The sequence below is a fragment of the Ralstonia sp. VS2407 genome, from assembly GCF_052950655.1.
Genome location: NZ_JBRFVG010000028.1, coordinates 1 through 7,807, shown reverse-complemented (window position 1 = coordinate 7,807; position 7,807 = coordinate 1). Strand labels below are relative to the sequence as shown.

At 58.6% G+C, this 7,807-nt stretch carries 7 protein-coding genes; 2 read left to right on the top strand and 5 right to left on the bottom strand.

Annotation, left to right across the window (positions count from 1 at the left end; translation table 11 throughout):
* Both ACU8YE_RS23555 and ACU8YE_RS23550 read left to right on the top strand, forming a co-directional pair.
* Nucleotides 1-129 (top strand): SDR family oxidoreductase (locus ACU8YE_RS23555; RefSeq protein WP_446929752.1); only part of this gene is annotated, 129 nt, incomplete at its 5' end.
* Between the two features lie 7 nt (nt 130-136).
* Nucleotides 137-712 (top strand): NIPSNAP family protein, encoded by a 576-nt coding sequence (locus ACU8YE_RS23550; RefSeq protein ID WP_446929758.1) that lies wholly within the window; start codon nt 137-139, stop codon nt 710-712.
* A 180-nt stretch (nt 713-892) separates the two neighbouring features.
* Here the strand turns inward: ACU8YE_RS23550 and ACU8YE_RS23545 are convergent, their stop codons facing one another.
* The 5 genes from ACU8YE_RS23545 to ACU8YE_RS23525 form a co-directional block, all read right to left on the bottom strand.
* Entirely contained in the window at nt 893-1,900 is a 1,008-nt protein-coding gene (locus tag ACU8YE_RS23545) for a glycoside hydrolase family 3 N-terminal domain-containing protein (RefSeq protein ID WP_446929757.1), read from the bottom strand.
* A complete protein-coding gene (locus ACU8YE_RS23540; protein WP_446929756.1) occupies nt 1,897-2,955 on the bottom strand; it encodes a glycoside hydrolase family 3 N-terminal domain-containing protein in 1,059 nt (352 codons plus the stop codon). Before ACU8YE_RS23540 ends, ACU8YE_RS23545 begins: the two co-directional genes overlap by 4 nt.
* A gap of 130 nt (nt 2,956-3,085) precedes the next feature.
* Nucleotides 3,086-4,708 (bottom strand): GMC family oxidoreductase, encoded by a 1,623-nt coding sequence (locus tag ACU8YE_RS23535; RefSeq protein WP_446929755.1) that lies wholly within the window; start codon nt 4,706-4,708, stop codon nt 3,086-3,088.
* A gap of 299 nt (nt 4,709-5,007) precedes the next feature.
* The gene (locus ACU8YE_RS23530) at nt 5,008-6,015 is read right to left on the bottom strand and encodes a WD40/YVTN/BNR-like repeat-containing protein (RefSeq protein ID WP_446929754.1); all 1,008 of its coding nucleotides are present in this window, start codon (nt 6,013-6,015) and stop codon (nt 5,008-5,010) included.
* 14 nt (nt 6,016-6,029) lie between these two features.
* The coding region (locus tag ACU8YE_RS23525) for an efflux RND transporter permease subunit (RefSeq protein WP_446929753.1) at nt 6,030-7,807 on the bottom strand (1,778 nt) is incomplete at its 5' end.

Here is a 7,807-nt window from a genome sequence, read left to right as displayed (position 1 = left end):
CGTGCACCGGTCAACCGCATGGGCACGCCACATGAAATCGCCACCATGATCCTGTTCCTGGCATCTGACGAAGCGTCGTTCGCCACCGGTGGCATGTTCACCGTTGACGGCGGCTACACCGCTCGTTAAGACCATTATGATCTACGAGCTTCGCGAGTACACGTTCTCACCTGAGAACGTGTCGAACTACCTGGCGTTGTTCTGCGAAATCGGAATGCCTATCCGCGGTAACGATTTCGGACGCCTGGTCGGCAATTGGATGGCGCATGGAGACCACCCTCGCTTCCTACATCTGTGGGAATACGCATCGTTGGCGGATCGCACCGTAAAGCGAGCGGCACTGGGAGCGAACCAAGACTGGGCCACGAATTTCTTGCCACGCGCGGTGACGTTTATCGATCGGCAACACCTGTCGGTGGTTAACCCTATCGCCGGGAAGATTCACAGCGGCAATTCAACCACTGTGGGCAGTACTGGGAAGGCCTTGATTGCGTGCCGCTGCAAGCCTGGCACCTCTGCGGGAATAGCAGCACAACTGCACGCTGCAAGCGGGAGTCGCGCCGACGGGATCTGGATAGGAGAATTCCCCGATCCGAATTCGGTATACGTCATCGCAGACGCAGCGGACATTACTGCTCTTGGGCAACTGGAATTCGCGGGCATCCTCGAAAGGACAACCACCATATTGGAGAAGGGTCCCTACCAGTTGTAAGCCAAAGACACGATCGCGTCGCAAGTGGAGCTTAAACAAGCTACTGCTTTTGCTTTGGCATAGGGAAGTCTGCCTCGACCGCGCGCAACTGTGGCACTCCAAAAGAGTGCCGCCTATTACCGTTCCCCGCTGGACGCAGAGCTTCTTTTACGGCAACGCAAAGAGGCTCTGCCACCAGAGTCATCTATCCGCCTGCGCACACACCTTCGCATATGCCGCTTCCAAGCGCGCCAGATTGAGAGTACCGCTAGACACAGCCCTTACGATTGATGCGGCAACCTCATCCAGCCGAGTCGCCGCCTTTGGCGATAGCAGAAGCAGGTCTGCGCCCGCATTGAGTGCAGCAACTGCCGTATCACCCAATGAAGCTTGACCAATGGTCGCTTTGTGGTCAAGGTCGCAGGTCATTACAAGGCCGCCGAATCCCAATTCGGTTCGCAATATTGAAATTAATGTGCCAGAAAGAGATCCAGCCTTGGCGGGGGTAACGGCGTTGAACTGAGCCGGTCCCATCATTACAGCCTCGACCCCCTCTTCTATGCCGGCTCGAAATGGGGACCACACTGACTTCAGCGCACTCAAGGAACAAGGTACCACCGCGGCATCTCGTGCCGGGTGCCCCGAACATTCGGGATGCCCCGGGAAATGTTTCAACGTCGCGCTCAAGCCCGCTCGGCGCACACCACGCACATACGCACGTACCATCTGCGTGACGACTTCCGGATCGTCCGCGAGTGTGCGCCCCTGGAGCCATTCGTTGCGTCCGGTCACAACATCTGCAGTGGGTGACAGCACCAGATTTATTCCAGTTGCAGCGACGCCTCTGCCCATCTCGAAACAGATTTCCTCCAAGGCGGCGGCCTGCATGCATTGAGCGGATTCGCGGTCTGGCAGCTTGCGAGCGAACCCTTCTAGCCGGTGCACCGCAGCAATATCGGCATCCGCTGCGAAGATAAGACTGCCCGCCCTATTCTTCGCATCTTCGATAACGCCGTGCCACGCTTGGAGGGTCTCTCGCTGAAGCCTTTGCTGACTCATGCGTCCAGTCGAGTATTCCTCTCCGGTCTCGCCAAAAAGCAGACTCTTTCCGCCTCGATCGAGAAATCGAGCGATGTGCTCAGATAGATGGAGTGTCTCGAGCACCGGAAATAGCACCCCATACGCCTTCCGCGTCAGCTCGCCGGTCATGCGCACCGACCTTCTTTGGTGTTAACGTCGGCAGTTGTATAACGCTCGGCATCAAGTTCAATTGCCAATGCTCGGACGCGATTGGCGGCATCCGACAGCCGCCCGACCTCGATCATGCCCTTATGAACCGCGCTCGCAATCGCCTGAGCGATATCATCCAACCCCGCCTCACTCGAGAGCAGCAACAAATCCGCGCCCGCTGCAATAGACGCCACAGCCACTTCGGCAATCGGGCGACCCCTTAATATTCCGGGCGCATCCAGATCGTCCGAGATGATCAATCCTTGAAACCGAAGCTCTTCACGAAGAAAAGCCAATGTCCTTCGCGAGGTACTTGAGGGTTGCACCGGATCGAGGGCAGGAACCAGGGTCGGACCTGCCATGATTGCTTTAACACCACCTTCAATGAGGTCTCGAAATACATTGAGCGTCGGCTGCAAATCCTGCATGGAGCCTTCGACGACAGCTTCGTGAAGTGCCGGATCTAGCTTCGTTACCGGATGCCCCGGAAAATGCTTTGCTGTCGCAGCGACTCCCGCCTCTTGAGCACCGCGAACAAATGCGCAGGCGATTCGGCTCACTTCGCACTCGTCGGAGCCGAGGTGCCGGCCCTTGAGCCATGGGTTTTCACCAGTCACTACGTCGACAATCGGCGCAAGAAATAGGTTCACCCCAAGTGAGCGTGCGGCACGCGCCATCGTATAGGAGCAGGCGGCGATTTCGCTAGACCGCACGTCGACAGCCAGCGCCGCGGACGGCATTGACGGCACAAGGTCATGCAACCGTTCGATTCCTCCAAGCTCCTGATCAACAGCGATTAGAAGCGGCGCTCGCGTCCGCTGACGAGCTTCATCAACAGCAGTGCGGAACGCCTCCGCTGTTTCGCTCGAACGTCGCGCCACGGTCATACTGCGTGCGACGTACTCTTCGCGGCTCTCGCCGAAGAGAAGGCTGACGCCTCCGTTGTCGAGATAGCGCAGTACGCTTTCGTTCAACTCCAAGCTGGCGAAAGCTGGAAGAAGCACCGCGTAGGCATCGTTAAGCAACTTATCCAATTGATTCTCTCCACTCTAGAAAAGAGCCCGCCAGGCTCCGGCATGCTGGACACAGAGCAGCAGTGGCGCTTGGTTTTGCGGGATACCGCTGTTAGTGCCTTACCTGGAACGAACAACCCGCTACATGGACTCAATCACCAAGCTTTCGCCCGCGAATGAGGTCGGACGCCTTTTCTCCGATCATGATGCAGACGGCGTTAGGGTTACCAGAAATGAGCGTGGGCATGACAGACGCATCCGCCACCCGCAAACCGTCGATGCCTCGGACCTTCAATTCTGGATCGACCACTGCCCCATGATCGCTGCCCATTCGACAGGTCCCAGCGGGATGCAGTGCAGCATGGGCAGTCTCTTGGCAGAACCGGCGCAGCCCTGCCGTGTCTTGAACGCTAGGGGATGGGACGACGCGATCAACCAGGTATTTTTTGATTGCTGGCTTGTCCATGATTTCAATCGCTGTGGAACACCCCTCCACAACAGCATCCAGATCATAGGGATCGCTGAAGTAGCGAGGGTTGACAGCGGGCAATGCCGTGGGATCGCTGCTCGTCAAAGTGATAAATCCACGTGATCTAGGCCTAATCTGTCCAAGATTCACGGTGCAACCATTACCACCCGGCACGCCATCTACGCCCTCTTCGATCCCAGCCCCGACCACAAGGAAATACTGAACATCGGGCGTCAACTCAGAGCGATTTCCCCACCAGAAGGCCCCTCCTTCAATGAGATTCGACGAAGCCGGCCCGCTGTTGAAAAGTGCATACTGCAGCCCCGCCAGAGCCTTCCAATGGGGTTTCTTGTACTTGTCGTAGCTGTGCGGACCATTAAGCTGGTAGATCAGCGAGATCTCAATATGATCCTGCAAGTTCTGTCCGACGCCCGTTAGATCGGCGTGCACAGGGATGCCGTGTTGCTCAAGCATGCTTGCTGGGCCGACACCTGAGAGCATCAACAGCTTTGGCGAATTGATAGCACCCGCGCAAAGGATAACTTCGCGCTTGGCGCGGAGTCGGCAGGTCTTTCCGCGCTCTACGTATTCGACCCCAGTGGCTCTTCCTTTTTCGATAAGGATTTTTGTCACGCGTATCCCAGTACGCACTTCAAGATTGGGGCGCGCCTCGGCAGAGCGCAGATAAGCGACTGCAGAGCTGCTTCGTCGACCATCTCGCGCGGTGATCTGATACAGCCCACACCCCGTCGGGTCTCCCGAATTGAAGTCCTCGTTGTAAGGTAGGCCTGCCTGCTGGCAAGCCTTCAACCACGCTTTTGTGAGTGGGTGAATATGCGCAATGTCTGACACGCCGAGGGGGCCGCCCACTCCGTGACTCTCGTTGCAGAAGCGCTCGTTATCTTCAGCGCGAATAAAATATGGGAGTACATCCGCATACCCCCAACCTGCAGCACCAGACTGGCGCCATTGTTCATAGTCTGACGGCACACCACGAATGTAGATCATGGCGTTGACAGAGCTTCCGCCACCTAGAACGCTCGCCTGCACCATCGTCGGGGCTTCGGTGCGCGCCTGCTCGGCGGTAGGGATCCAAGGGATACGCTTCAGAAGAGGGCCCTGTGCCGTTTTGTAGTACGCCCCTGGTATATGAATATAAGGGCTCCTATCTCGAGGCCCCTCTTCAAGCAGCGTGACAGTGACATCGTCGTCCTCGCTTAGACGAGATGCGATAACACAACCAGTCGACCCGCCGCCGACAACAACATAGTCGACCACCTTGCCAACTTGCTCTATTGCCTTCATGTAGCAGTACCCTCGTATTACTTGTAAACGCAGTCCACGTTAATCTGCCTTCCCGAATTTGCGTGCCTACATCCCTAAGCACGTTCTCGAGTTCGCGGACAGATCACCTGCGCAGAGCGAATGCATGGAGTGGAAAGCCCACACTGCCTTGCATCGCTAACCATTTATTTATGCCGTCGAAAATCGGAAGCCCCGATCGAGAAGATGGGGCTTCAGGCCTCATGCACTAGATGGCAGCATCTACGTCGCTCGGTGCAGGCCGATAGCCCGCGCACCGCAGCAGAAATCGGAGTGCCTATCTACTCCTTGGACGGATCCACAGGGCCCTTCACGGACATGAAGGCGAAGCCGCCGGTGGTACGTGGTACCAATGCCGTGTACGACAGCCGATCATCACGCTGCCGCGTTCTGAACAGGTGGCCGCCATCCGCACTTTCCAGCGTCACACCGTCCAGCCCCACAGCCATCACCACCCCGTTGGACGCAGCAATATCCGTGATGGAACTGCTGGTCTGCGTATCGGCACGCTTCCACGTGGCCCCGTCGTCCTCACTCGCGTACAGCGAACCACGCAGGCCCGCCACCATGAGCTTGCCGTCGGGCAGCGACGTGCCCGTCCAGAGCGTGCCGTTGTAGCCCGTGCTCAGGTATTCCCAGTGCTGCCAGTCTGCGCTGGACTTGAGCACAACGCCCTGCTCTGCCGTAATGAAGTACTGGCCATTGCGCCCGCTAAAGATGTGCATGAGGTTCAGATCCGCCTTGTTGCGGCCAGGCGCATTGGGCAGTTGAACGCTCGACCAGGACTTTCCTCCATCGGTCGTGGCGAGCATGAGCGACCACAGGCCGACTGCAAGACCCTCGTTGGCGTTCTTGAAGCGGATCGAGAATAGCGGTTGGTCAACGCTCGTGTCCTTGCGCAGGATCGACCAGTTCTCGCCCCCGTCCGTGGTGCCGAGGATGATGCCCCAGTGCCCGGCCGCCCAGCCGTGCTGGGCATCCGCAAAGCTCACACTGGTGAGCGTGGAGCGGATCGGTACGTTCTTGGCTTGCCGGAAGTGCTTGCCTTCATCATCGGACAGCAGAATCACGCCATTCGCACCGACTGCAACAATGCGGCTGCCAGCGCGTGTCGCTTCGTTGATGGGGGCGAGCAGCGCACCCTCCATGTGACGTGCTGGGAAGGTCGCCAACACGTGTTCCTGTTTCGCTGCTTCGGGGGCTTGCTGGGCAAGCGCCACGCTGCCGAGCAATGCCAAACCGAGAGAGGCACCCAAGCGAGCGGAGGAGATCTTCCAATTGCGGTTCATGATCGATGCTCCTCTTAGTGGGACAGGATGCCAGGGGCCTTGACCGGTCGGCGACGCGGCAGCAGCTTCTCGAGCACCACTGCGAGTGCCGGCAACGCGGTGAGCGCCATGACCAGGTTCACAATGAACATGAAGGCGAGGAGCTTGCCCATGTCGGCCTGGAACTTCAGCCCTGAGAAGGCCCAGGTGGCTACGCCGATGGCCAGCGTGATTGCGGTAAAGATGGTGGCCATGCCAACCTCGAGGATCGAGTGCTCCAGTGCCTTGGCGATGGTCTCGCCGTCGGCCAGGTGAAGCTGCATGCGGTTATAGATGTAGAACGCGTAGTCAACGCCGATGCCGACAGCGAGCACCATGACGGGTAGCGTCGCAACGGTGAGCCCGATGTCGAGCTCCTTCATGAACCAATAGCCGATGAACGTTGCCACGGTCAGAGGCACGCAGCAGGCGATCATGGCGCGAATGTCGCGGTAGGCGAGGAAGACCAGAATGATGATGGCAGCGTACACGTACAGCATCATCGGCAACTCGCTCTTCTCAACCTCGTCGTTAATGGCGGCCAGCACGCCAGCATTGCCCGCAGCAAGGCGGATGTTCACACCATCGAGCTTACTGTTCTGCCGATATTCCTTGACGGCGGCGATCACGCGGTTGATGGTGCTCGCCTTGTGGTCGCTCAGGTACAGGTGCACCGCGCTCATGCTGCAGTCTTTGCGAACGAAGCCGCGCATGCGCGCAATCTCCACCGCCAATGCCGCGTAGTTGGCGGAGTCGATAGGCACCACCGACATCTTGGGGTTGCCTTCGTTGTAGCCCGCGTTGTAGGTCTGCAACTGGCTGGAGAACGAGGTTGCCGAGAGCACGCCGGGCACGTTCTGCATCTTCCAGGTGAAGTCCTCCTGCATCGCGCCGATTGCCACGTTGTCGCACGACTCGGCCGGTGCCTCGAACACGATCGACAGCCAGTCCAGACCCATGTCGTAGTTGGCAGCAATCTGCGCAGCGTCGAGGTTGAAGCGCGCGTCCGCACGCAGCTCCGGTGCGCCAGGCTGCAGCGTTCCGATCACGCGATCACGGCTCTCCCATACGGCGACGCCAAACAGCCCCGCCACGGCCACCGTTACAAGCACCGCGTTTCGCGGCTCGGCCACGCGGGCCAGGAAGCGAAGCCACTGCGAGCGTTGCTCGCGTTTGAGCATGGCGTTCTCGGCATACTCTTTGGAGAAGTGGCAGAACGATGCCGCGACCGGGAGCATGATCAGGTTGGTGATGATCTTGTAGCCCACCCCGATGGAAGCCGTGACGGCGAGCTCCCGCACCATGGGGATCGGAATCAGCAGGAGCGTCACAAACGAGACGAACGCCGTGATGAGCGCCAACGTGCCGGGGATCAGCAGGCCGGTAAAGCTTAGGCGGGCAGCCTGCATCGTTGTCTTACCGTGTGCCAGCTCGCGGACGATGAAGTTGATCTGCTGCACCCCGTGCGACACGCCGATGGCAAAGACGAGGAAGGGAACAAGAACCGCAAGCGGATCGAGTCCATAACCCAGCATGCGCAGGGTCCCGAACTGCCAGATCAGCGAAGTCAGCGAGCACGCAACGGGCAGAATCGTGAAGCGGATGGAGCGGCAGTACCAATAGACGGCCAACGCGGTCAGCACCAGTGCAATGCCGCAGTACACCAGCACGCCCTTTGCGCCGTCGGCGATGTCGCCAATCTGCTTGGCAAAGCCGATGATCTGGATCTCGTAGTTACCGTCTTCGAACTTCTTGCGAATCTTATCTTCCAGCA